The 21,758-nt window shown below is 64.9% G+C and carries 25 protein-coding genes; 22 read left to right on the forward strand and 3 right to left on the reverse strand.

All coding sequences use genetic code 11. The features are described 5' to 3' along the window. The first annotated feature begins 73 nt into the window (after nucleotides 1–73). A complete protein-coding gene (gene selO, locus ACF8R3_RS08125) occupies nucleotides 74–1,534 on the forward strand; it encodes a protein adenylyltransferase SelO (protein ID WP_326383308.1) in 1,461 nt (486 codons plus the stop codon). Nucleotides 1,535–1,560: 26 nt separating this feature from the next. Continuing rightward, the gene (gene trxC / locus ACF8R3_RS08130) at nucleotides 1,561–1,995 is read left to right on the forward strand and encodes a thioredoxin TrxC (protein WP_058638106.1); all 435 of its coding nucleotides are present in this window, start codon (nucleotides 1,561–1,563) and stop codon (nucleotides 1,993–1,995) included. Between the two features lie 2 nt (nucleotides 1,996–1,997). Here trxC and ACF8R3_RS08135 read toward each other — a convergent pair whose 3' ends face one another. The 3 genes from ACF8R3_RS08135 to ACF8R3_RS08145 all read right to left on the reverse strand — a co-directional run bounded on the left by ACF8R3_RS08135 (nucleotide 1,998) and on the right by ACF8R3_RS08145 (nucleotide 3,487). Further along, a complete protein-coding gene (locus tag ACF8R3_RS08135) occupies nucleotides 1,998–2,354 on the reverse strand; it encodes a type II toxin-antitoxin system HigA family antitoxin (RefSeq protein WP_392515424.1) in 357 nt (118 codons plus the stop codon). After that, nucleotides 2,344–2,652, reverse strand: a complete 309-nt coding sequence (locus ACF8R3_RS08140) for a type II toxin-antitoxin system HigB family toxin (protein ID WP_058638200.1) — start codon at nucleotides 2,650–2,652, stop codon at nucleotides 2,344–2,346. Before ACF8R3_RS08140 ends, ACF8R3_RS08135 begins: the two co-directional genes overlap by 11 nt. A 61-nt stretch (nucleotides 2,653–2,713) precedes the next feature. After that, entirely contained in the window at nucleotides 2,714–3,487 is a 774-nt protein-coding gene (locus ACF8R3_RS08145) for a ParA family protein (protein WP_196134773.1), read from the reverse strand. 301 nt (nucleotides 3,488–3,788) lie between these two features. Here ACF8R3_RS08145 and ACF8R3_RS08150 point away from each other — a divergent pair, with 301 nt between their 5' ends. From ACF8R3_RS08150 to ACF8R3_RS08245, 20 genes are read left to right on the forward strand one after another with little or no spacing between them, the layout of a single operon-like run. Further along, complete coding sequence (locus ACF8R3_RS08150; protein ID WP_392475098.1) at nucleotides 3,789–4,508, forward strand: beta-ketoacyl synthase chain length factor; 720 nt, start codon at nucleotides 3,789–3,791, stop codon at nucleotides 4,506–4,508. Beyond that, on the forward strand, nucleotides 4,484–5,302 hold the full coding sequence (locus ACF8R3_RS08155; protein WP_196185545.1) for a 1-acyl-sn-glycerol-3-phosphate acyltransferase: 819 nt from the start codon (nucleotides 4,484–4,486) through the stop codon (nucleotides 5,300–5,302). The genes ACF8R3_RS08150 and ACF8R3_RS08155 overlap by 25 nt, the downstream gene beginning before the upstream one ends. Beyond that, complete coding sequence (locus tag ACF8R3_RS08160) at nucleotides 5,271–5,543, forward strand: phosphopantetheine-binding protein (protein ID WP_196185544.1); 273 nt, start codon at nucleotides 5,271–5,273, stop codon at nucleotides 5,541–5,543. Before ACF8R3_RS08155 ends, ACF8R3_RS08160 begins: the two co-directional genes overlap by 32 nt. 9 nt (nucleotides 5,544–5,552) lie before the next feature. After that, nucleotides 5,553–5,807, forward strand: coding sequence for an acyl carrier protein (locus ACF8R3_RS08165; RefSeq protein WP_023532695.1), 255 nt, complete (start codon nucleotides 5,553–5,555; stop codon nucleotides 5,805–5,807). Further along, a complete protein-coding gene (locus tag ACF8R3_RS08170) occupies nucleotides 5,804–6,349 on the forward strand; it encodes a hypothetical protein (RefSeq protein WP_196185543.1) in 546 nt (181 codons plus the stop codon). Before ACF8R3_RS08165 ends, ACF8R3_RS08170 begins: the two co-directional genes overlap by 4 nt. Then, nucleotides 6,346–8,025, forward strand: a complete 1,680-nt coding sequence (locus ACF8R3_RS08175) for an AMP-binding protein (protein WP_326383310.1) — start codon at nucleotides 6,346–6,348, stop codon at nucleotides 8,023–8,025. Before ACF8R3_RS08170 ends, ACF8R3_RS08175 begins: the two co-directional genes overlap by 4 nt. After that, the gene (locus ACF8R3_RS08180) at nucleotides 8,018–8,752 is read left to right on the forward strand and encodes a glycosyltransferase family 2 protein (RefSeq protein ID WP_197844106.1); all 735 of its coding nucleotides are present in this window, start codon (nucleotides 8,018–8,020) and stop codon (nucleotides 8,750–8,752) included. The genes ACF8R3_RS08175 and ACF8R3_RS08180 overlap by 8 nt, the downstream gene beginning before the upstream one ends. Then, nucleotides 8,749–9,687, forward strand: coding sequence for a glycosyl transferase (locus ACF8R3_RS08185; RefSeq protein ID WP_100852412.1), 939 nt, complete (start codon nucleotides 8,749–8,751; stop codon nucleotides 9,685–9,687). Before ACF8R3_RS08180 ends, ACF8R3_RS08185 begins: the two co-directional genes overlap by 4 nt. Beyond that, complete coding sequence (gene hutH, locus ACF8R3_RS08190) at nucleotides 9,668–11,212, forward strand: histidine ammonia-lyase (RefSeq protein WP_392475086.1); 1,545 nt, start codon at nucleotides 9,668–9,670, stop codon at nucleotides 11,210–11,212. The genes ACF8R3_RS08185 and hutH overlap by 20 nt, the downstream gene beginning before the upstream one ends. Next, nucleotides 11,205–11,630: an acyl-CoA thioesterase gene (locus ACF8R3_RS08195; RefSeq protein WP_326383311.1), complete on the forward strand. Its 426-nt coding sequence runs from the start codon at nucleotides 11,205–11,207 to the stop codon at nucleotides 11,628–11,630. The genes hutH and ACF8R3_RS08195 overlap by 8 nt, the downstream gene beginning before the upstream one ends. Continuing rightward, a complete protein-coding gene (locus ACF8R3_RS08200; protein ID WP_392475087.1) occupies nucleotides 11,627–12,241 on the forward strand; it encodes an outer membrane lipoprotein carrier protein LolA in 615 nt (204 codons plus the stop codon). Before ACF8R3_RS08195 ends, ACF8R3_RS08200 begins: the two co-directional genes overlap by 4 nt. Continuing rightward, a complete protein-coding gene (locus ACF8R3_RS08205; RefSeq protein WP_326383348.1) occupies nucleotides 12,231–14,552 on the forward strand; it encodes a hypothetical protein in 2,322 nt (773 codons plus the stop codon). The genes ACF8R3_RS08200 and ACF8R3_RS08205 overlap by 11 nt, the downstream gene beginning before the upstream one ends. After that, nucleotides 14,549–15,706 carry a sodium:proton antiporter gene (locus tag ACF8R3_RS08210; protein ID WP_326383312.1) on the forward strand — a complete coding sequence of 386 codons (1,158 nt, stop codon included), beginning with the start codon at nucleotides 14,549–14,551 and terminating at the stop codon, nucleotides 15,704–15,706. The genes ACF8R3_RS08205 and ACF8R3_RS08210 overlap by 4 nt, the downstream gene beginning before the upstream one ends. Continuing rightward, a complete protein-coding gene (locus ACF8R3_RS08215; protein ID WP_392515427.1) occupies nucleotides 15,693–16,940 on the forward strand; it encodes an NAD(P)/FAD-dependent oxidoreductase in 1,248 nt (415 codons plus the stop codon). Before ACF8R3_RS08210 ends, ACF8R3_RS08215 begins: the two co-directional genes overlap by 14 nt. Beyond that, nucleotides 16,937–17,668, forward strand: coding sequence for a class I SAM-dependent methyltransferase (locus ACF8R3_RS08220; RefSeq protein ID WP_058602933.1), 732 nt, complete (start codon nucleotides 16,937–16,939; stop codon nucleotides 17,666–17,668). Before ACF8R3_RS08215 ends, ACF8R3_RS08220 begins: the two co-directional genes overlap by 4 nt. Continuing rightward, a complete protein-coding gene (locus ACF8R3_RS08225) occupies nucleotides 17,665–18,150 on the forward strand; it encodes a hypothetical protein (RefSeq protein ID WP_182138603.1) in 486 nt (161 codons plus the stop codon). Before ACF8R3_RS08220 ends, ACF8R3_RS08225 begins: the two co-directional genes overlap by 4 nt. Then, on the forward strand, nucleotides 18,147–19,340 hold the full coding sequence (locus ACF8R3_RS08230) for a beta-ketoacyl-[acyl-carrier-protein] synthase family protein (protein WP_196185533.1): 1,194 nt from the start codon (nucleotides 18,147–18,149) through the stop codon (nucleotides 19,338–19,340). The genes ACF8R3_RS08225 and ACF8R3_RS08230 overlap by 4 nt, the downstream gene beginning before the upstream one ends. Next, the gene (locus tag ACF8R3_RS08235; RefSeq protein ID WP_023532704.1) at nucleotides 19,337–19,804 is read left to right on the forward strand and encodes a hotdog family protein; all 468 of its coding nucleotides are present in this window, start codon (nucleotides 19,337–19,339) and stop codon (nucleotides 19,802–19,804) included. Before ACF8R3_RS08230 ends, ACF8R3_RS08235 begins: the two co-directional genes overlap by 4 nt. Continuing rightward, a complete protein-coding gene (fabG, locus tag ACF8R3_RS08240) occupies nucleotides 19,801–20,529 on the forward strand; it encodes a 3-oxoacyl-ACP reductase FabG (protein ID WP_058602930.1) in 729 nt (242 codons plus the stop codon). The genes ACF8R3_RS08235 and fabG overlap by 4 nt, the downstream gene beginning before the upstream one ends. Continuing rightward, nucleotides 20,529–21,755 (forward strand): beta-ketoacyl-ACP synthase, encoded by a 1,227-nt coding sequence (locus ACF8R3_RS08245; RefSeq protein WP_392515430.1) that lies wholly within the window; start codon nucleotides 20,529–20,531, stop codon nucleotides 21,753–21,755. Before fabG ends, ACF8R3_RS08245 begins: the two co-directional genes overlap by 1 nt. Nucleotides 21,756–21,758 lie beyond the last annotated feature (3 nt).

Genomic DNA, 21,758 nt, shown 5'->3' on the forward strand with positions numbered 1-21,758 from the left:
CCTCGCTCACGGCCGGTCCGCCCGCACAGGGCCACGCAGCGGCCTCTTGCCACCCCGACTCAGGAGCAGCCCCGTGAAAGCGCTCGACCAGCTCACCTTCGACAACCGCTTCGCCCGCCTGGGCGACGCATTCTCTACCCAGGTACTGCCCGAGCCCATCGCAGACCCTCGCCTGGTGGTTGCCAGTGCGTCGGCCATGGCGCTGCTCGACCTGGACCCGGCCCAGGCCGAGCTGCCGTTGTTCGCCGAGCTGTTCAGCGGCCACAAGCTCTGGGAAGGCGCCGATCCGCGGGCGATGGTGTACTCCGGCCATCAGTTCGGCGGCTACAACCCGCGCCTGGGGGACGGGCGCGGCCTGTTGCTGACCGAGGTGGTCAACGATGCCGGTGAACATTGGGACCTGCACCTCAAGGGCGCCGGCCAGACACCCTACTCACGCATGGGCGATGGCCGTGCCGTGCTGCGTTCTTCGATCCGTGAGTTTCTGGCCAGCGAAGCCTTGCATGCCTTGGGCATACCCAGCAGCCGCGCCCTGTGCGTGATCGGCTCCAGTACCCCGGTGTGGCGCGAAACCCAGGAAAGCGCTGCCATGCTCACCCGCCTTGCCCAGAGCCATATCCGCTTTGGCCATTTCGAGTACTTCTATTACACCCAGCAGCCCGAGCAGCAGCGCGTGCTGATCGACCATGTACTCGATGAGCATTACCCGCAGTGCAAAGACGCCGCACAGCCTTACCTGGCTATGTTCCAGACCATCGTCGAGCGCAATGCCGAGCTGATCGCACGCTGGCAAGCGTACGGCTTCTGTCACGGCGTGATGAACACCGACAACATGTCGATCCTGGGAATCACCTTCGATTTCGGTCCGTTCGCATTCCTCGACGATTTTGATGCCAACTTCATCTGTAACCACTCCGACGACCGCGGCCGCTACAGCTATGCCAATCAGGTACCGATCGCCCATTGGAACCTCAGTGCGCTGGCCCAGGCCTTGACCACGGTGATCGATGTCGAAGCGCTCAAGCAGGCGCTGGCGCTGTTCCTGCCCCTGTACCAGGCCCATTACCTGGACCTGATGCGTCGTCGGCTCGGCCTGACGACGGCCGAGGACGAGGACATGGCCCTGGTCGAGCGCCTGCTGCAACGCATGCAGAGCGGTGGCGTGGACTACAACCTGTTCTTCCGCCGACTGGGCGATCAACCGCTGGCCGACGCGCTGCAATCGGTACGTGACGACTTCGTCGACTTGGCGGGTTTCGACGCCTGGGCGGTGGACTATCAAGCGCGCTGCGAACGTGAACCGAACCATGCTGCCGGGCGGCGTGAGCGCATGCACGCCGTGAACCCGCTGTATGTGCTGCGTAACTATCTGGCGCAGAACGCCATCGAAGCGGCCGAGGCAGGCGACTACACTGAGGTCAGGCGTTTGCATCAGGTGCTCAGCCGCCCGTTCGAGGAACAGACCGGGATGCAGGCCTATGCAGCGCCGCCCCCTGCCTGGGGCAAGCACTTGGAAATCAGTTGCTCGTCCTGAAACCCACTTACTCGAACGGAGATGAAATGACCGATTCGCTGGTTGTCCCTTGCCCTCACTGCAATGGCCTGAACCGCTTACCCGCCGACCGCCTGGGCGATGCGCCCAAGTGTGGCCGCTGCAAGCAGCAGGTCGTGCTGCAGACGCCGTTCGTGCTGACCGAGAACAGCTATGCCAGCCAGGTCAAAGGCGACCTGCCCTTGCTGATCGATGTCTGGGCCGATTGGTGCGGCCCCTGCAAGGCCTTCGCGCCAGTGTTCGAACAGGCGGCCCGCCAATTGAGTGGCCGCTGCCGCCTGGCCAAGCTCGACAGCGAAGCCAACCGCACCTTGGCCGGGCAACTGGGCATTCGCTCGATCCCGAGCCTCATCCTGATGCGCAACGGCCGCGAGGTCGTGCGCCAGGCGGGGGCTCTTCCCCTTCAGGCACTGCTGGAGTGGCTGCGCAGCAAAGGGGTTTGACTTCAGGTACCCCCCAGCAGCGACTCATAGGGGATGCGTAGCCCCTCGTGCAGGCGTCTGATCATGGAGAGGCTCAGCCTACGCTTTCCATTCAAGACCTCAGATACCCGGCCACTGGGCCCGATATAGGGCTCCAGGTCTCGCGGGGTGAGGCTTTGTTGCTCCATGCAGAATTTGATGGCTTCCAGAGGGGTAGCCGACTGAATGGGGTAGTACTTGTTTTCGTACACTTCAATCAGGGTTACGAGTACTTCCATTTCATCAGCTTCGGGGGTGCCCGGTTCGGCTTGGAAGATAGCCTCAAGCCGCAGAAAGGCCGCGTGCAGATCCTCATCACTGCGAATAGGCTTAATATTCACACACTGTCTCCACGTCAATTTCGTCATAGCATTCATGGGTGCCGACGAATTTCACCCAGGCGATGCCCGCCTTATATTGCATTTCCACGACGAGGCGATATTTATTACCGCCAATGTTGAAAACAATGCGGTTCCTTCCACAGATGCGAGCGTTGCCGAGCTGATCTTTCACATCCTGCGGCGTTAGCCAAGTAGCTTTGATCACTAAGTCATACCAGCTTTCCAATGCAGCCTTGGCATCGTGATTACCGGGCATCTCCCAAAATTTCACTAGACTGCTTTTGGCAATCACCCGCATTTCAAAAAATCTCCCGTTTTGGGAGATTATGATCAACACCAAACTTGCACGGAAGCTGCGCCTACCCCTCCCCACCCAGCAAATCATGCAGCGCCACGAATTGCTGGGTCAGTTTGTGGCGGGGGTCGAGGTGGATCAGGGGCAGGCTGGCGTGGTGCGACTCACGCATCTTCACCGAACTGCCCAGATACACCGGCAGCACTGGCAAGCCTTCGGCCAGTAGCGCGTCCAGCATCTGCTGCGGCAGGCTGGCACGGGGCTGGAACTGGTTCACCACGATGCCCTCGACGATCAGGTGTTCGTTGTGGTCTTCCTTGATGTCCTCGATCTCGGCCAGCAGCCCGTACAGGGCCTGGCGCGAGAAACTGTCGCAGTCGAACGGGATCAGTACACGGTCCGCTGCGATGAGCGCCGAGACGGCGTAGAAGTTGAGGGCCGGCGGGGTGTCGATGTAAATCCGCTCATAGTCTTCACTCAAGTTTTCGAGCAATTTGCGCAGCTTGTTGATCTTGTGCTTGGCCTCGAGCTTGGGTTGCAGGTCGGCCAGCTCAGAGGTGGCGGTGACCACATGCAGGTTGTCGAATGGCGTCTGGTGGATTTCAACCTTGTTCTTCTTCGCTCCAGGTCCGCCGGACAGGCTTTGCTTGAAGAAATCGGCGATCCCCATGGGAATGTCTTCGCCCACCAGCCCAGTGAGGTACTGGGTCGAGTTGGCCTGTGCATCCAGGTCGATCAGCAAGGTTCGGTAGCCTTCATGGGCGCTTACCGCTGCCAGGTTGCAGGCGATGCTGGACTTGCCCACCCCGCCTTTCTGATTGAACACCACGCGTCGCATGACTGAGCTCCGGATAGGGACGAGGTTCCGAGTATGTGGCGACACTGTGTTCATGACCAGCGCTGCTACAGCGGCCGCCCACCACCCGTGGCGCCGTAACCGACTGTCGGAAAAATGAAACTATTCAATCGGACCACGCCACATCCGCTTTAAGGCGTTGTCTCTTTGGATCCGAATCCATTGCTACATCACTGCCGCACCGGGATAATGCGCGCCACTCGATGAACGCACCACCCCTGACAGGCAGGCGCCGAGTCGTTCGCTCGGCATGGAAGCCCCTCAGGGCGGGAAGAAGACCACCGTGATCACCTTCAACATCACCCAATGGCGTGCATGGGCTCCGGGCCTTTCGGCGCCTGCCGACTGGCACGCCTGGGCTAGCGGCAATTCGCCATCGGGTGCAGACGCCTGCGCGCCTGACGTAGCCTTCCTGCCAGCCATGCAGCGTCGTCGGCTGAGCCACATGGCGCGCATGGCGTTCGCGGTGGCCTGGCCATTGGCAGAGGGCCAGCCGCCGCTGCCGCTGGTGTTCGTTTCACGCCACGGTGAAACACCCCGCACGTTTTCGATTCTGGGCGAACTGGCTGCCGGGCAGCCGCTGTCCCCTACCCAGTTCAGCCTCTCGGTGCACAACGCGGTCATTGGCCTGTGGTCGATCCTGCGCGGTTCCACCTGCGAGATGACGGCTCTGGCCGCTGCCGGGGATGGTTTCGAACAGGGCGTGGTAGAAGCCGCAGCGCTCATGGCTGATGGCGCCCCAGCCGTGCTGCTGATCGTCACCGAAGAGCAGCCACCACCGGCCTATGGCCCCTGGATAGACGACGTACCGTTCGCCTACGCGCTCGGCCTGTTGCTGACCCCGGGCCGGCAATGGCAGCTGGCGCCCGGCGAGGTCGCCGCGTCACCTGCCGTGCCTGCGCTGCCTCACGGCCTGGCCTGGCTCAAGGCCATGCTCAACGGCCGCACCGATTTCACTCACACAGGGAAGCGTCGTACATGGAACTGGCACCGACAGCCGTGAGCAGGCCAGGCGACGCCTATATCTGGCGCCTGCTGGCCACCGCCACGAGCTTTATGCTGTTTGGCGTGGGCTGCCTGACCCTGCGGCTATTCGTGTTTCCGCTGCTGGCCTGCCTGCCGGGTGGCCGGGCACGCCACCGCGAGCGGGCCCGGCGCACCATCAGCTGGCTGTTCTGGCGCTTCGTGCAGTTCATGCGCGCCATGGGTGTGCTGACCTACGAAATTGACGGGGCCGAGCGCCTGGGCCGGCCGGGCCAGATGATCATCGCCAATCACCCGTCCCTGATCGATGTGGTGTTCCTGATCGGCCTGGTACGCCAAGCCAATTGCGTCGTGAAGCAGAGCCTGTTCGACAACCCGTTCACGCGCGGGCCGGTCAGCGAGGCGCAGTACATCGGCAACGATGGCAGCATGGACATGCTCGACACCGCCGTCGCCTCGCTGCAACAGGGCCAGACCCTGGTGATTTTCCCGGAAGGCACGCGTACCTCGCCCGGTCAGCCGCCGGCCTTTCACCGCGGCGCGGCTGCGATTGCCCTGCGCGGTGCAAGCGTCATCACCCCTGTCACCATCAAGGTCAGCCCGACCACGCTGACCAAGAACGAACCCTGGTACCGCATACCCGGCAGGCGGGTGCACTTCACCCTTTCGGTGGGCCCGGACGTGCATCCCGGCGCCTACACGGCCCTGGGCCCTGCGCCCAAAGCTTCCCGTCTGCTCAACGATTATCTGCACAACTACTACATCAAGGAGCTCGCCGCCGATGAGCGCGTCACAGCAAGACCTCAACCGTGATCTCAAGCAACTGATCATCGACGCCCTGGGCCTGGAGGACATCAGCGTCCAGGACATCGACGACGAACAGACCCTGTTCGGCGAAGGCCTGGGCCTGGATTCGGTTGATGCGCTCGAGCTCGGCCTGGCCATCCAGAAGCGCTATGGCATCAAGATCGACGCCGATGCCAAGGACACCCGCAACCATTTCAGCAGTGTCGCCGCCCTGGCGGCGTTCGTCACCGCCCGTCAGGCCGCCTGAGACCGCATCATGCAAACCCGTGAAGACATCTTCAACATTCTGCGCGACGCCCTGGTCGAATTATTCGAGCTCGAGCCTGAGCGCATTAGCCTGGACGCCAACCTCTACCAGGATCTGGAGATCGACAGCATTGACGCCGTCGACCTGATCGATCACATCAAGCGCCAGACAGGCAAGAAGATCGCCGCTGACGAGTTCAAGTCGGTGCGTACCGTCAACGACGTGGTCGAGGCTGTGTTCCGCCTGGTGAACCCGGCGGCATGAAGCGACTGATCGGCGCCGGCCTGCTGATCGCCGGGCTGCTGTATCCGTTCGCCGTGCATTTCGGCATGGCGCACTACGCCCCCTGGCAATTTGGCCTGCTGCTCGGCGGCCTCTGGCTGGCACGTGCGCTGAGCGCGCCTCGCCGGCCCGGCAGCCTGTGGATGGCAATCGCCGCCCTGGCGTTCTGTGGGCTGCTGGGGCTATCGGACAGCCAGGCACTGCTGCGTTGGTATCCGGTGCTCATCAGTACCTTCATGCTGGGGCTGTTCGGTAGCAGCCTGGTGCACGGCATGCCGGTGGCCGAACGCCTGGCACGCTTGAGCGACCCGGCGCTGCCGCCGCGCGCTGTGCGTTATACCCGGCAGGTCACCCAGGCCTGGTGCCTGTTCTTCCTGATCAACGGCCTGATCGCGGCCGCCCTTACGCTGTGGGCGCCGTTGGGCTGGTGGACGCTCTACAACGGCGTGATCGCCTATGCCGCGATGGGCGTGCTGTTCGCCCTCGAATGGCTGATTAGACAACGTGTGCGAGGACGCTCATGAACTGGATCAACCTCGAACACCTGCTGCTGCCGCTGGATGCGCCGCGCCAGGTGACCCAAGCCCCCGCCCTGGACCACGCCGAACTGAGCCAGCAGGCGCTGCGCCTGGCCGGTGGCCTGCATGCGCGGAGTGTTCGCCGACTGGCGGTGCACCTGGAGGACGCCGCGCAACTGGCCGCCGTCCTGCTCGGTGCATGGCGGGCCGAGGTCGAGGTCTTGCTGCCGGCCGACCTGCAACCGGCCACCCGCGAGCGCTGGAATGCCCACGTAGACCTGTGGCTCACGGATCTGGCTGAGGACACATCGCCCAACAGCTTGCTGGACACGCCCTTGCCACCTGCCATTCTGGACCTGGCCCGGTGCCGCATCAGCCTGTGTACCTCCGGGTCAAGCGGCGAGCCCAAGCGCATCGACAAGCAGGTCACGCAACTGGCCAGCGAGGTGAATGCGCTGGAGCACCTGTGGGGCAAGGCTCTAGGCCCTGCCTGGATCATCGGCAGCGTCGCTACCCAGCACATCTACGGCCTTCTGTTCCGCGTGCTGTGGCCCTTGTGCGCCGGGCGCGGGTTCGAGCGCCGCCAATTGCCGTTCCCCGAGGACCTGCAACGGGCCAGCCGCGCCCACCCGGCCTTTGCCTGGGTCGCCAGCCCGGCGCTGCTCAAGCGCATGGGCGAAAACCTCGACTGGCCAGCCCTGCAACCGGTGCGCAAGGTGTTCTCGTCGGGCGGTGAGTTGCCCGCCGATGCAGCCGAGCGCCTGCACCAGCGGCTGGGCCAATGGCCAGCAGAGATCCTCGGCAGCTCGGAGACCGGCGGGATCGCCTGGCGCCAGGGGCAGTCGTTGTGGCAGCCGTTTGCCGGTGTACAGCTTAGCCAAAATGACCAGGGGGCGCTGTGCATCGCCTCGCCCTACCTCCCAGCGGGGCATGTGGAACACAGCGCTGACGCCGTCGAATTCTCGTCCGACGGGCGCTTTCGCTTGCTGGGGCGACTGGATCGGATCGTCAAGCTCGAAGAAAAACGAATTTCGCTCCCCATGCTCGAACAGGCCTTGTGCACGCATCCATGGGTGTCTGAAGCACGTCTTGGCATGATCGAAAACGGCCGGGCCAGCCTAGGCGCCGTGCTGGTGCCGACCCCCGCAGGCCTGCACGCCCTGCGCAACCAGGGGCGGCGGGCCTTGGTCGAGGCCCTGCGCAGCCACCTGGCAGGCCACTGCGAGGCGCTGGCACTGCCACGCCGTTGGCGCTTGGTGCAGCACTTGCCGCTCAACAACCAGGGCAAGCTGACCCAGGCTGCGCTGCAGGCATTGCTGCTGGCGCCTCGCAGCATGGCCCCGCATGTGCTGGAGCAGCACCGCGAAGGTGACGAGCTCCAGCTCAAGCTCGGCGTGCCCCTGGACCTTGCCTGTTTCCCAGGGCATTTTCCCCGCACGCCGGTGTTGCCCGGTGTGGTCCAGATCGACTGGGCCGTCGCGCTGGCCGCTGAGCTGACCGAGTCGCCGCTGCGCTTTGCTGGCATGGAGGTGCTCAAGTTCCAGCAGTTGGTGCGGCCCGGCGATGAGCTGGCGCTGAGCCTTCGCCTGGACACGTCACGCGGCAAGCTTTACTTCGCCTTCACCTGTGCCGGTCAACCGTGTTCGAGCGGCCGGGTTCTGTTGGAGAACGCCTGTGCATAAGCCCTGCGCGGTGATCCCGGTCTACAACCACGAACAGGCCGTCCCGGCGGTCGTGGACGATTTGCTGCGCGCGGGCCTGCCCTGCGTGCTGGTCGACGATGCCAGCGATGCAGGCTGCGCGCAGGTACTCGCCCGGCTGGCCGAACAGAGGGATGTGTTCCTGGTCACCCTGCCTGTCAATCAGGGCAAGGGCGGTGCAGTCATGGCCGGCCTGCGCGAGGCGGCGCGACTGGGCTTCAGCCATGCGTTGCAGGTCGATGCCGATGGCCAGCACGACCTGGGCGATGTGCAGACGTTTCTGGAGCATTCCCGTCATGCCCCCCAGGCACTGGTGTGCGGGTATCCACAGTACGACGCCAGTGTGCCCAAAGGGCGGCTGTACGCGCGTTACCTGACCCACGTCTGGGTGTGGATCAACAGCCTGTCGCTGCAGATTCCCGATTCCATGTGCGGGTTTCGGGTCTATCCGCTGCCAGCCACGCTGGCCCTGATCGACAACGTGCGCCTTGGCAAGCGCATGGACTTCGACCCGGAAGTTCTCGTGCGCCTGGCCTGGCGCAACCAACCGATGCGCTGGTTGCCGACGCGGGTACATTATCCACAGGATGGCCTGTCGCATTTTCGCCTGGTCCACGACAACGCACTGATCTCCAAGATGCACGCCAAGCTGTTCTTCGGCATGCTGGTGCGAGCACCTGCAATCCTCTGGCGTCGGTGGCAGTCATGAGCACACCGTCGCAGCACTGGGCCGACCACCAGGAGCGGGGCAGCTTCTGGCTGATGAAGTTGACCGCCACCCTGGTACGGTTGCTTGGCCGCCGTGTGCTCAGCCCATTGATCCACCTGATCGTCGCCTACTTCTTCCTGTTCGGTCGCCGCGCCCGCCGCAGCGCGTGGCAGTACCAGCAACGCTTGCACCAATGGAACGCCGGGCAGACGCCTGCCCCCAGCTCATGGCAGGTCTTTCGTCAGTTCATGGCCTTTGCCGAGGCCCTGCTAGACAAGCTTGACGTGTGGAACGGCAAGCTGCGCATCGAGGATATCGAAATCCACGACCCGGCCGGCTTGCGTCAGCAACTGCGCGGCGCTCGCGGGCAGATGCTGGTGGGTGCCCACCTGGGCAACCTGGAAGTCTGCCGGGCCCTGGCCGAAATCGGCGAGCAGGTGACCATGAACGTGCTGGTGCACACCCGCCATGCCGAGCGCTTCAACCGCCTGCTGGGCGAGGCGGGAGCCACCAATCTGCGACTGATCCAGGTCAGCGAGCTGGACCCTGCGGTGATGCTGCAACTGTCCGAACGCCTGGAGCGTGGTGAATGGCTGGCCATCGCTGGGGATCGCGTGCCGCTGCATGGCGGGCGCACTGTCGAGGTGGACTTTCTAGGCCATCGCGCCGCCTTCCCCCAGGGCCCATGGTTACTGGCGGGCATGCTCGAATGCCCGCTCAACCTGCTGTTCTGCCTCAAGCACGACGGCCGCTATCACGTCACCCTCGAGCCCTTTGCCGAACGCCTGCAATGGCGACGTGGCCAGCGCGATCAAGTCATCGCCCAATGGGCCGCCCGCTACGCCGATCGCCTGGGCCACTACTGCACGCGCGCACCCCTGCAGTGGTTCAATTTCTACCCTTTCTGGAAGACCGATGACGATGCAAGCGCATGAACCTGTCACGTTCGGCGAATCGCCGCTGGCTATCGAAGACGTCGTGGCGCTGGCCGAGGGCCGTGCCATGGCACACCTGCAGGACGATGCTGCCTACCGCGAGCGCATTGCCCGCGGGGCGCGCTTTCTCGACACCCTGCTCGACAAGGAAGGGGTGATCTACGGCGTGACCACCGGCTACGGTGACTCCTGTGTCGTGGCCGTGCCGCTTGAACACGTCGAGGCGCTGCCACGCCACCTCTACACCTTCCACGGTTGCGGCCTCGGCAAGCTGCTGGACGCCTCGGCCACTCGCGCAGTGCTGGCTGCACGCCTGCGTTCACTCAGCCACGGCGTATCGGGTGTTCGCCTGGAACTGCTCGAGCGCCTGCGCGACTTCATTGCCCACGACATCCTGCCGCTGATCCCCGAAGAAGGTTCGGTAGGCGCCAGTGGCGACCTTACCCCGCTGTCCTACGTAGCCGCGACGCTCTCGGGCGAGCGCGAGGTGATGTTCCAGGGTCAACGCCGCCGCAGCGCCGACGTGCACCGCGAACTGGGCTGGCAGCCCCTGGTGCTCAGGCCCAAGGAAGCCCTGGCCCTGATGAACGGCACGGCAGTGATGACCGGCCTTGCGTGCCTGGCATTTGCCCGCGCCGATTATCTTCTGCACCTGGCAACCCGGATCACTGCATTAAACGTGGTTGCCTTGCAAGGCAACCCCGAGCACTTCGACGAGCGCCTGTTCGCCGCCAAGCCGCACCCTGGCCAGGCGCAGGTCGCCGCCTGGCTGCGCCAGGACCTGGCGATCGACGCCCCCCTGCCGCCCTTGCACCGCCTGCAGGACCGCTATTCGCTACGCTGCGCGCCCCATGTCCTGGGGGTGCTGGCCGACAGCCTGGGCTGGTTGCGCGGTTTCATCGAGACCGAGCTCAACAGCGCCAACGACAACCCGATCATCGACGGTGATGCCGAGCGCGTGCTGCACGGTGGGCATTTCTACGGCGGGCACATCGCCTTTGCCATGGACAGCCTGAAAACCCTCGTCGCCAACGTGGCCGACCTGCTCGACCGACAGCTCGCGCTGGCGGTGGATGTGCGTTACAACCACGGCCTGCCGAGCAACCTGTCGGGCGCACCGGCCGAGCGCGCCATGATCAACCATGGGTTCAAGGCTGTGCAGATCGGGGCCAGCGCGTGGACCGCCGAAGCGCTCAAGCAGACCATGCCCGCCAGCGTGTTTTCGCGCTCAACCGAATGCCACAACCAGGACAAGGTGAGCATGGGCACCATCGCCGCCCGCGATGCCCTGCGGGTCCTGGAGCTGACCGAGCAAGTCGCCGCCGCGGCACTGCTGGCCGCCAATCAGGGCGTCTGGTTGCGCAGCCAGCAGGCTCAGGCACACGCGTTGCCCCCTGCGCTGGCGCAGATGCATGAGGCGTTGCTGCAGGAGTTCGCGCCGGTCATCGAAGACCGCGCACTTGAAGGCGACCTGCGCCACTGCCTGGTGCGCATCGGTCAACGTCACTGGAGGCTGCATGCGTAACCCTGGCGTTTTCCACGTCGACACCGAGGTCATCGTGCCGTTTTTCGATGTCGACAGCATGCATGTGGTCTGGCATGGCCATTATGTGAAGTACCTGGAAGTGGCACGATGCGCCCTGCTCGACCGCCTGGCGCACAACTATGTGCAGATGCAGGCCAGCGGCTATGCATGGCCGGTGATCGACCTGCAGCTGCGCTACATGCGCGGCGCGACGTTCGGCCAGCGCCTGAATGTGAGGGCCAGCCTGGTGGAATGGGAAAACCGCCTGAAGCTGCATTACCTGATCAGCGATGCCGTGACCGGGGAGCGCATGACCCGTGCCAGTACGGTTCAGGTGGCCGTGCACATCGACAGTGGCGAGATGCAGCTGGCCTCGCCGCAGGCCATGCTCGATGCCGTGCAGCAGGTGTTGCCATGACCCCTGCGCTAAAACGGCTGGCCCGCGTGCTGGCAACGCTGGCGGTGCTGATCGTCAGCCCCTTGAGCGCAGCCTTCGACTTGGACGACCTGCAACGCCAGCTCAGCGCACCTGCGGTGGTCAAGGGCTTATTCATTCAGGAAAAACACCTGCGTGCCCTGCCCCAGCCCTTGCTGAGCGAGGGTGAGTTCGTGCTTGCCCGTGATCATGGCCTGCTCTGGATGCTGCATACCCCCCTGCGTCAGAACTACCGGATCGACGCCCAGGGCATTGCCCGGCGCGACCCGAGCGGCTGGCAAGTGCTGCCAAGCCGCAGCGCCGGTGCGCAGCAAAACCAGCTGTTCTTTGCCGTGCTGCAAGGTGACAGCACCGGGCTGCAGCGTGATTTCGAACTGGCGTTGAGCGGCGATGCAACCCAGTGGCAGCTGCGTCTGACCCCACGCTCGTTGCTGCTCAAGCAAATCTTCAGCCGCATCGACATCAGCGGTGGGCGTTTCGTGCAGCGCATCGAGCTGAGCGAGACCCAAGGCGACAGCACGGTATTGCGCCTGCCTGAAAGCACCGGCGCGGCCGAGCTGAGCGACATGGAGCGCAGTGACTTTGCCGACTGAACGCCAGTTGCCACGCCTGTTCGTCTTCGTGCTGCTGATCATGCTGGCCGTGGCCGGCTGGCAGTGGCACCGCGGCGCGCCCTTGTCTGCCGACTTGATGGCGCTGGTGCCCGGCGCGACCCAGGATCCTCTGGTGCAACAGGCCGAGCAGCGGATGCAGGAGCCACTGAACCGCGAGTTGCTGCTTCTGGTCGGCCACGCTCAGCGACCACAGGCAGTGGCGCTGGCACAACGGTTGGCGAATCAGTGGCAGGCCAGTGGCCTGTTCGAAAAGGTGCAGTGGAGCCTGGACACCGACCTGCAGGCGGTGCGAGACCAGTTGCTCAAAGGTCGCCTGGCCATGCTGCCGGCATCTGACCGGCAACAATTGCAGCAGCAGCCGGACGCCTTCGTGGCGCAGCGCGTCCAGAGCCTGGTCGACCCTTTTGCGGGGTTCAGCCTGGTGCCGGGCCAGGACGACTGGTTAGGGCTGACCGGGCGCATCCAGAATGCCCAGCCCAAGCCCGCGAACGTGGAACTGGACACCGCCAGCGGTGCCTTGATTGCCCAGGCCGAAGGGTATTACTGGGTGCTGGTGCGCGCGCGCACCCTGGGCAATGCCTTCGACATGCATCTGCCCCTACAGGTGGCGGATTTGCTGGCCCAGGGGCGTGTGCAGGCAAGCGCCGTCGATGCGCGGTTGCTGGCCGCCAGCGGCCTGCTGCACGCCGCCGCCGGCCAGCAGCAAGCCAGCCGGGAGATCACCTGGGTAGGCGGCGGGGCAACACTGGGTATCTTGCTGTTGCTATTGCTGGCCCTACGCAGCGTGCGCGCGCTGCTGGCGTTCGTGCCCGTGCTGGTCGGCATGCTGTTTGGCTCAGTGGTGTGCGTGGCAGTGTTCGGCCAGATGCATGTCATGACCCTGGTCCTGGGCTCCAGCCTGATCGGCGTCGCGATTGACTATCCGCTGCATTATCTGACCAAGAGCTGGAGCCTCAAGCCCTGGCAAAGCTGGACGGCCGTGCGCCTGACCCTGCCAGGCATGAGCCTGAGCCTGGCCACCAGTTGCATCGGCTATCTGGCATTGGCCTTCACCCCTTTCCCGGCGCTGACCCAGATTGCCGTTTTCTCCGCCGCTGGTCTGATGGGCGCCTACCTTGGTGCGGTGTGCCTGGTTCCGGCCCTACTGACCAAGGCTCAACTGCAACCCGCGGATTGGCCGATGCGTATCGCCCAGGCGCTCACCCGCTGGCGTAAGGCATTGCTGCGCAAAGTGCCGAGCGCAGCGTTGCTGGCCCTGCTACTGCTGTTCTGCGCCAGCGGCCTCTGGCACCTGCAGACCCACAACGATATCCGCCAATGGGTGGGCACGCCGCCGCAGCTGTTGCAGCAAGCCCAGGCAGTAGCACGCATCACCGGTTACCAGCCCACCAGCCAGTTCTACCTGGTGCGGGCTGCCGACCAGCAGCAATTGCTCGAACGCACCCAGCAGCTGGGGGCCAAGCTGGACGAGTTGGTGGCGCTGGACAAGCTCAAGGGCTACATGAGCCTCGGCCAACTGGTCGCTACCCCTGCCGAGCAAGCACAGGTGCGCGAGGCCTTGGCTGCGCTACCGGAGCATTGGCAGCCTCTGCTGGCGCTCGGCGTTCCCCAAGCGGCCCTTGACGCTGAAGTCGCGCAACTGCGCGCACTGCCACTGCAGCGCATCGACGACGTGCTGGCAGGCCCATTGGGCGAGGCATGGCGACCCTTGTGGCTGGGCAGCGCAGGTGACGGCGTTGCTGCCATCGTCAGCCTGCAAGGCTTGTCTGACGCCGCCCTGTTGCGGTTGCAGACGCAGGACCTGCCCGGTGTACAGCTGGTTGATCGTCTCGGCGAGCTGAACCAGTTGTTCGCCGCCACTCAGGTCAGCGCAGCGGAGCTCAAACTGCTTTCGTGCGCGTTGATTTTGATGCTGCTGGCCGTGCCTTTCGGGTTGCGGGGCTCTTTGCGCATCGTGGCCTTGCCGCTGCTGGCTGCACTGTGCAGCCTGGCGAGCCTCGGCTGGCTGGGCGAGCCGTTGACACTGTTCAGCCTGTTCGGGCTACTGCTGGTGACAGCCATCAGCGTCGACTACGCCATCCTCATGCATGAGCGCATCGGCGGCGCCGCGGTGAGCCTGCTCGGAACCCTGCTGGCTGCGTTGACCACATGGCTGTCGTTCGGCCTGCTGGCACTGTCCAGCACGCCGGCCGTCAGCAACTTTGGCGTGGCGGTGAGCCTGGGGCTGGTGTTCAGCTTCCTGCTGGCGCCTTGGGCAGCGCCCCGCGAGGGAGCGCACGACCGCTCATGATGATCGTTATCTTCTGGGCGCTGGCGCTGGCGCTCTTCACCCTGGCCAGCAGGCTGGGCAAGCGCCTCGGGTTGATCCCGATCGTCAGCCATCTGTTGCTGGCAACACTGGTGCTCCCTGCCTCGATGGGCCTGTGGGTGACGCCGCATTGGCGCTTGGAGGGCACTGCGCTGATCGCACCGGCATGGGTAAAAACGCTCTACGGCGGTAGTTTCGCCCTGTTGCTCGGCCACATTCTGATCGACGTGCTGGCGCTGCGCCCGGACCGCCAGGCGCTGAAACTTGCCGTGCCCAGTTTCCTGCTGCCGTTCGCCTGCGGTATCGCCTGTGCCTTCTGGGTGATAGGGCTGAGCGGTGTCGGTGCACTGGCACTGGGGCTGGTGTTCGCGATCACCGCCATACCGGTGCTCTACCTGTATCTCCAGGCAATCGGTTATCCCCCGGCGGCCAGCCGGCGGTTGTTGCAGGCTGCCATCCTGATCGACCTGGCATGCTGGCTGTTGCTAGGGGTAGGCCAGGGCAGCCTAGACCCCGGCACACTGGCCTTGCCGCTACTGGCGGCACTGCTGCCGTGGCCGTTGCACGCACTGGGTTTGCGTGCGCCTTCGCTGTATGGCGCGTTGTTCCTGGTGCTGTTGTTCATTGCCGAACACTACACGCTCAACGCACTGGTGCTGGGGGTTGGCTATCTGGCGTGCCTGGCCTGGCTCAAGGTCGCGGCGGCATTGCCGCTGCCAGAGCGGTACAACCGCCGCGTGCAGCAGGGTTTGGCGGTACCCATGATCCTGACTTACGGCGTGGTGCAGATCGATGCCCATCAAGCCTTGGGGCAGTTGGACGCGTGGCAGCTAGTTGCCCTGCTGGTGCTTCCGATCGTCAGCAAGTTGCTGGGCAACTGGCTGGGCCTGTGCTGGGCTGCTCCGTCGCCCGGCGCTGCCGGCAAATGGCGCGAGAGCCTGCTGCTGAACATTCGCGGCCTCAGTGAAATCGTTTTCCTCAACCTGCTGCTTTCCCAGCAGTTGATCACCCCAGCGGTGTACTTCGCGCTCATGCTGATGAGCCTGGTCGCCACCCTGATGCCGGCGCTGGCTGGCCTTCATCGCCTTCCACTCAACACAGAACCCATGGCAAGGAGCCCGCATGCCAAACCTTGAAACCCAACAACGCGAGGTCCTGGTCATCGGTGCCGGGCCTTCCGGCGCCATCGCGGCGGCCTTGCTCAAGCGCAGCGGGCACGACGTACTGGTGATCGAGCGTCAGCGTTTCCCGCGTTTTTCCATCGGCGAAAGCCTGCTGACGCACTGTCTGGACTTCGTCGAAGAGGCGGGCATGCTGGACGCCGTGCAGGCGGCAGGTTTCCAGTACAAGAATGGCGCTGCATTCGCCTGGGGCGACGAATACACCGCCTTCGACTTCGGGCAGACCTTCACGCCAGGCAAGACCAGCACCTTCCAGGTGCAGCGTGCCCGCTTCGACCAGATACTGGCCGACCAGGCCCAGGCTCAGGGCGTGGAAATCCGCTACGAGCATGAAGTTGTCAGCGCCGACATGGGCGGGCCACAGCCGCAGGTGGTGGTGCGCCGGCCCGATGGCAGCGAGTACCTGCTCCAGGCCCAGTTCGTCCTGGATGCCAGCGGCTACGGCCGCGTGCTGCCGCGCCTGCTGGACCTTGAAGCCCCGTCCGCTTTCCCAGTGCGCAAAGCGGTCTTCACGCACATCGAAGACCGCATCGACCACCCCGGCTTCGATCGCGACAAGATCCTCATCACCACCCACCCCGAGTACCGTGACGTCTGGTTCTGGACCATTCCCTTCAGTGATGGCCGCACCTCGTTGGGGGTAGTGGCCGCCGCTGAGCGCTTTGCCGCTGCCCCTGACGACCTCGATGCGTGCCTGAAGCACTTCGTGGCGCAAGCGCCTGGCCTGGCCAAGGTGCTGGCCAATGCAGTCTGGGACACCCCGGCTCGCACCATCGGCGGCTATTCGGCCAACGTGAAGGCGCTGCATGGGCCGGGCTACGCCCTGCTGGGCAATGCAGCGGAATTCCTTGACCCGGTGTTCTCCTCCGGTGTCACCATCGCCATGCGCTCTGCCAGCATGGCTGCCGGCCTGCTGCACCGCCAGCTGCAAGGGGAGGCAGTGGACTGGCAGAGCGCGTTTGCCGAGCCGCTGCAGCGTGGCGTCGATACCTTCCGTGTGTACGTGGAAGGCTGGTACGACGGCAGTTTCCAGGATGTGATCTATCACCCCGGCAGCTCACCGGAGATTCGCGCCATGATCAGCTCCATACTGGCCGGGTATGCCTGGGATACACGTAACCCGTTCGTCGCCGAGCCGCGGCGCCGGCTGCGTACCCTGGCCGAACTGTGCGCAAGGGACACCCCATGACCCAGCGCCCGTTCCTGAGCGAGACTTATGTGGAAGAAACCCGCATCGGGTTTCGCTTCCTGAGCAGCCACACCTGGCAGCATCACGTGCTGCGGGTGGCAATCGATGACCTCGCCCGGCTCTTCGCAGGCGCCCTTCCCCAGGCGCCGGTTCTGCTCGATGCCGGCTGCGGGCAGGGCAAGTCGTTCAAGCACCTGCAGCGGGTATTCGCCCCCTCCAGGCTGCTGGGCACCGACGCCGATCCGCACAGCCTCGACCTCAGCGCAGCCGAGGCCAAGCGCCTCGGTATCGAGGTGGAGTTGTCAGGCGGTGACTGCGCCAGCCTGCCCTACCCCGATGCCAGCATCGATGTACTGTTCTGCCACCAGACCTTCCATCACCTGGTCGAGCAGGAAAAGGCCCTGGCCGAGTTCTACCGCGTACTTAAACCGGGCGGCTACCTGCTGTTCGCCGAATCCACGCAAGCCTATATCGATACCTGGGTCATTCGCTGGTTCTTCCGTCACCCCATGCACGTGCAGAAAAGCGCCGAGGGCTATCTGCACATGCTGCGCGTGCAGGGGTTCGCGTTCGGGCCCGACAACGTGTCCTATCCCTACCTGTGGTGGAGCCGGGCCAAGGACTTCGGCCTGCTGGAGCGCCTGGGCCTGCGCAAGCCTCCACCGGTCGGCGAACGCGATGAAACGCTGGTCAATGTAGTGGCTCGCAAGCCCCTGGAGCACGCATGAAACCCTGGATGGCGCTTGCCCTTTGCCTGATGCTTGGTGCCTGCGCCGCCAGGGCACCACTGCCCGCATCCCTTCCGGCGCTTGCCCTGCCGCAGCAACTGCATGTTGAGCGCACCCAGGCCGGGCAGCGCCAGGACTGGCTACTGGTGATCCAGGACGAGGGCGGCCGTCTGCGCTGGTCGCTGCTCGACCTGCTGGGTATTCCCCAGGCGCGGCAAGTGCTGGACGGCCAGCAATGGCAGGCCGACGGCTTGCTGCCACCTAACCCGGCGGCCCGCGAGTTGTTCGCCGCCGTGCTGTTCGCCCTCACGCCACAGGACCAGCTGGCCCGGTTGTATCCCCAGGCCCGGGAGCAGCAGGGGCAGCGTTGGCTGGGCGCGCGCTGGCGGGTAACCTACCGCACGGCCCACGCGTTTGACTTGCACCTGGACCAAGGCCTGCGCTATGTAATCGACCCCCTGCCCCGTGAGCACACACCATGACCGCCTACCTCAATGCCCTGGGCCTGATCTGCACCCTGGGCCATGGCCAGGCCGACGTCGCCGCACGCCTGTTTGCCGGCGACTGTTCAGGGATGCGGCCCGCCCCAGGCTGGATTCCCGAGCGCCAGCCTCCGGTGGGCGCCGTGACGCAGCCGCTGCCAGCCGTCCCCTTGCCGGAGCAGCACAGCCGCAACAATCAGCTGTTGTACGCCGCCGCGCTGCAGATCGAGCCCGCCCTGCGCCAGGCGATCACGCAATACGGTGCCCACCGTGTCGGGGTGGTCCTGGGTACCAGCACCTCGGGCATCGCCGAAGGCAGTGCCGCCATTGGCCACTTCCTGGCGAGCGATCACTTCCCGGCCGATTATCACTATGCCCAGCAAGTGTTGAGCGCGCCGGCTGACTTTCTCGCCGACTGGCTGCAACTCGGCGGGCCGGCCTATGTGATTTCAACCGCGTGCACCTCCAGCGGCCGCGCGCTGCTGAGCGCTCGGCGTCTGCTGGACCTGGGCGTATGCGATGCGGTGTTGTGCGGTGGGGTGGACAGCCTCTGTCACCTCACGCTCAACGGGTTCAGCGCCCTGGAGGCGATCAGCGACCGCCGCTGCAATCCGTTCTCGGCCAACCGCGATGGCATCAATATCGGCGAGGCTGCCGCCTTGTTCTTGATGACCCGCGCGCCTGAAGCGCACGGCGAGCGCATCGCCCTGCTCGGCGCAGGCGCCAGTTCCGACGCCCACCACATCTCCGCGCCCGACCCAACTGGCGCCGGTGCCTTGCAGTGCATGGGCAAAGCGCTGGACAATGCCGGGCTTGAGCCCGCGCACATCCATTACCTGAACCTGCACGGCACCGCCACGCCCCATAACGACGCCATGGAAAGCCTGGCCGTCGATACCCTGTTCGGCGCCGGCCTACCGTGCTCATCCAGCAAGCCGATGACGGGCCATACCCTGGGCGCTGCCGGTGCGCTCGAGGCGGCGTTCTGCTGGCTGAGCCTGAGCAGGCACAACCCGTTGGGCTTGCTGCCGCCGCACCTGTGGGACGGCCAGCCCGACCCTGCCCTGCCTGAACTGACCCTGGTCGACGGCAGCCAGCGCCTGGCAGCCCATGGCCCACGCCGACTGATGAGCAACTCGTTCGCCTTCGGCGGCAACAACGTCAGCCTGATTCTTGGAGACATCGCATGATCACCTGGCCCCTGGCCGAGCTGCTGCCCCATGCTGGCGACATGATCCTGATCGATCACATCGAGCACTGTGACGAGGAGCAGATCAGCACCCGTACCACCGTACGGCCCGGCGCACTGTTCAATCGCGCCGATGGCAGCCTGCCGGCCTGGTTCGGCATCGAGCTGATGGCCCAGAGCGTCGCCGCCTACGCCGGTTGCCGGGCGCGACGCAATGGCCAGGCCGTCGAGCTGGGGTTTTTGCTCGGTGCCCGCAAGTACACGTGCGATGTCGAGTCTTTCCCGGCCGGCGCCCAATTGCATGTCCACGCCCAACGCTCGCTCGAAGACGAGAACGGCATGGGCGTTTTCGAATGTCACCTGCGCGGCCCCGGCATCCACGCCACCGCCCGCCTGAATGTGTACCGCCCGCCGCAAGCGGCCAGCTACCTGGCCGAAGCGGGCCCTGAGGAGCCCCTTTCATGACTGATACCATCCTGGTGACCGGTTCGAGCCGTGGAATCGGCCGTGCCATCGCCCTGCGCCTGGCACGTTCGGGTTACGACCTGGTACTGCATTGCCGCAGCGGCCGGTCCGAAGCCGACGTGGTGGCCGATCAAGTGCGTGCTCTGGGGCAGCAGGCGCGCGTATTGCAGTTCGACATCGGCGAACGCGCCGCCTGCCGCTTGGCGCTCGAAGCCGACGTGGAGGCGCACGGTGCTTACTACGGCGTGGTGTGCAATGCCGGCCTGACCCGCGATGGCGCTTTCCCCGCGCTGACCGACGAGGATTGGGACCAGGTGCTGCGGACCAACCTGGACGGTTTCTACAATGTGCTGCAGCCACTGACCATGCCCATGATCCGCCGCCGCGCGCCGGGCCGCATCGTCTGCATCACCTCGGTTTCAGGGCTCATCGGCAACCGCGGGCAGGTCAACTACAGCGCTTCGAAGGCGGGCCTGATCGGGGCGGCCAAGGCCTTGGCAATCGAACTGGGCAAGCGGCGCATCACCGTCAACTGCGTAGCGCCCGGGCTGATCGACACGGCCATGCTCGACGAACATGTGCCGGTGGACGAACTGATGAAGATGATCCCTGCCGGGCGCATGGGCACCGCTGAAGAGGTAGCAGGCGCCGTCAACTTCCTCATGTCGCCGGAGGCCAGCTACATCACCCGCCAAGTGCTGGCGGTCAACGGGGGGCTGTGCTGATGCGCCGCGTGGTCGTCACCGGCATGGCCGGCATCACCTCGCTGGGCAACGACTGGGCAACCATTGCCGGTCATTTCGCCAGCCAACGCAGTGGTATCCGCCGCATGGACGAGTGGGACCGCTTCGAGGAAATGAACACGCGCCTGGCCGGGCCCGTCGATGATTTCAAGGTCCCGGCGCACTGGACGCGCAAGCAGCTTCGCAGCATGGGCCGGGTGTCGCGCCTGGCCGTTGGCGCTGCCGAACAGGCCCTCGCCGATGCAGGCTTGCTCGGCGACCCGAGCATTCGCGATGGCCGCATGGGCGTTGCCTGCGGCTCATCCACCGGCAGTACCGACGAGATCAAGGCGTTCGGCAACATGCTGCTCAACTCGGTGGCCGACGGGCTCAACGCCAATTCCTATGTGCGCATGATGCCGCACACGACCGCCGCCAACATCAGCATTTTCTTCGGCCTGACCGGGCGCCTGATCCCCACGTCCAGTGCCTGCACCAGCGGCAGCCAAGGCATTGGTTATGCCTATGAAGCCATCAAGTACGGGCGCTTGCCGATGATGCTGGCCGGCGGTGCCGAAGAACTGTGCCCCACCGAGGCCATGGTCTTCGACGCGCTCTATGCCACCAGCCTCAAGAACGACACGCCGCACCTCAGCCCGCGCCCCTACGACTGCGGCAGGGATGGCCTGGTGATCGGCGAAGGCGCCGGCATGCTGGTGCTCGAAGAGCTTGAGCATGCACGGGCGCGAGGCGCGAAGATTCATGCCGAAATCATCGGTTTCGGCAGCAACGCCGACGGCCAGCACACGACCCGACCCGAACAGTCGACCATGCGCCGGGCCATGGAACTGGCGCTCGAAGACGCAGGCCTGGCACCGGAGGCGATTGGCTATGTGAACGGCCATGGCACCGCGACCGAGCAAGGCGACATCGCCGAAACCCTGGCCACCAGCAGCCTGTTTGGCCCACGCATGCCCCTCAGTTCGCAGAAGAGCTTCCTGGGCCATACCCTGGGAGCGTGCGGTGCGCTGGAGTCCTGGTTCAGCATCGAAATGATGAACAGCGACCGCTATGTGCACACGCTGAACCTGGACGCGGTAGACCCTCGCTGCGGCGAACTGGACTACCTGCGTGGTGAGTTCCGCCACATGAGCCACGGGTTCGTGATGAACAACAATTTTGCCTTCGGCGGGGTCAACACGTCGCTGATCTTCCGCCGCTGGCCCTGACCC

This window comes from Pseudomonas sp. FYR_7, assembly GCF_043106155.1.
Lineage (GTDB): Bacteria > Pseudomonadota > Gammaproteobacteria > Pseudomonadales > Pseudomonadaceae > Aquipseudomonas > Aquipseudomonas parafulva_B.